The 1,981-nt window shown below is 68.0% G+C and carries 3 protein-coding genes; 1 reads left to right on the top strand and 2 read right to left on the bottom strand.

The features are described from left to right. Positions 1 to 646, bottom strand: a 646-nt coding sequence (locus AC1D15_RS29370; RefSeq protein WP_477828797.1) for an MCP four helix bundle domain-containing protein, incomplete at its 3' end; no start/stop codon positions are given. A 176-nt stretch (positions 647 to 822) separates the two neighbouring features. On the opposite strand from AC1D15_RS29370, the gene AC1D15_RS29365 reads away from it, so the two are divergent. Beyond that, positions 823 to 1,230 (top strand): hypothetical protein, encoded by a 408-nt coding sequence (locus AC1D15_RS29365; RefSeq protein WP_052213067.1) that lies wholly within the window; start codon positions 823 to 825, stop codon positions 1,228 to 1,230. On the opposite strand, the gene AC1D15_RS29360 is transcribed toward AC1D15_RS29365, so the two are convergent. Next, positions 1,196 to 1,981, bottom strand: a 786-nt coding sequence (locus AC1D15_RS29360; RefSeq protein WP_477828796.1) for a M16 family metallopeptidase, incomplete at its 5' end; no start/stop codon positions are given. The genes AC1D15_RS29365 and AC1D15_RS29360 overlap by 35 nt on opposite strands.

Below are 1,981 nucleotides of genomic sequence, written 5' to 3'. Positions count from 1 at the left end.
GGGTGATGGAGCGCGTGATGGTCCAGGCCGTCAGCACGCCCAGCAGCACGGCGAGCACCGAGGCACCCACCATCTGCAGCTTCGCGGTGCGCGAGCTGCCCTTCGCGGTGGCCACGTCGTCAAGCATGCTCTGCGACTGGCGGGCCACCATCTTGTCGATCAGCGCGTAGTAGCGCGCCTGGGGCGCGGCCATCTCGTCCTGGTAGACGACCATCGCCTCGTCGCGCTTGCCGGCAGCCATCAGGTCGAAGACCTTGCGCACGACCACGCCGTACTCCTTGCGCGCCTTCGATTGCTCCTCGAATTGCGCCTTGTCCTCGTCGGTGTGCAGCAGCTTCTCGAAATCGGCGAGGTTCTGCGTGTTCGCCGCACGGATCGAGGCGTACTCGTCCATGTACTTCTTCAATTGATCGGGGTTGGTGGACAGCAGGATGCGGCCGATCGTCACGGCGCCGTGGTCGCCCTTGGTCTTGATCTTGTTGGCGAGCGCAATCTGCGCATAGCGGTCGTCGACCACGCTGTCCATCACCGAACTCAGCCCGTTGAGGACCGAGGTGGCGACGCCGAGGATCACCAGCAGCAGCGCGATGACGACCGAAAAGGCCAGCGCGAGACGCGAACCGATCTTGAGGTTCGACAGATTCATCTTTTTACTCCCTGAACGTTGCGACGTGAATTGCTTCAGGGTTATCGACAATGAAGGCGCGGGACTGAGTCCAATTCAGGACATTTCAGGCCAATTCAGCCGCAATTTCGGCGCTATCGGTCACAGTGTGAAACATGTGTTCCGACCCGCCCGGGCCCCTGCCCTCCATCCCCACCGTGTTCCGCCTGTCGTTGTGGCGACAGGGGACGCATGTCGGATGGCTGGGCGAGAACTGCGCCGAGTGGGCGGTGCTGGTGCCCGACATCCGGCGTGCGCTGCTGCTGGAGCCGTGTCCGTACAACGGCTCGGTGTACTACCAGGTGAGCAACAGCCTGCGCTATCTCACCGTCAGCCCCGACGCCTGCATCGGCTTCTACAACTGGGCGAATGCCAGCGGCTTCACGCGCGAAGGCCGGTACCTGGTGTCGGACGACACGGGGCAGAAGCTGGCGCAGCAATCCGCCACCAGCGAGGAGCTCTGCGCCTGGAACGGCTGCTGCGTGCTGGAGGTCGGCTTCGAGCCGGTGGGCACCGCCGTCGGCGTCGGCCTCAGTGCGAGGCTTCGGCCGCAAACAATGCGCTAGCCCGCTCGCGCGCACGCGCCGGCACGCTGCCCGCGAGGGCGACGGCGGCGCTGCCGGACAGCGCGCGGGCGAACACCTCGCGCACGTCCTGCGCCGAGGCGGCCTGCAGGCGCGCGAGCCACTCGCGGCTGTCGCGCAGCTGGCCGAAGGTGAACACGTCCTGCACCGCCGATTCGATGCGGCGCGACGGCTGGTCGAGCGCGCGCAGCGTGCGCACCGCGATCTGGTTGCGGGCGCGCTCGAGGCCGACGGCGTCGCTGCCGTCGGCATGGCGGCGCAGCAGCTGGGCGACGGCGTCGAGGAATTCGTCGGCCTGGGCCGGGGCGGTGGCGGCCTCGATGACGAACTGGCCGGCCGACGGAAGGATGTCGGCCGAGCACGACGCGAAGTAGGCCAGGCTGCGGCGCTCGCGGATCTCGTCGAGCAGCGGCGAGCTCATGCCTTCGCCGAGCAGCGCAGCGGCGAGCACGCTGTTGACGTGCGAGTCGTCGGCGAGCGCCGGCGCCGCGAAGCCGAGTACCGTGTGGCATTGCGCGCTGCCCGACATGCGGCGCAGCTTCAGGCCGCCGCGCCAGTCGGGCTGCGGCACCGCGTTCGCCGCGCCGGGGGGCATGGCACCGAACGCGGACTCGACGGCGCGCACGAAGGGGTCGACGTCGACCGGTCCGGCCGCGGCGACGATCACGTTGGCGGCGGTGTACTGGCGCTGCACGTAGGACAGCAGGTCGTCACGGCTGAAGCGCTTCAGGTT

It is taken from the genome of Rhizobacter sp. P2_H2 (assembly GCF_056403375.1).
Note: the sequence above shows the minus strand (reverse complement) of the source record. Positions and strands in the feature narration are given on the sequence as shown.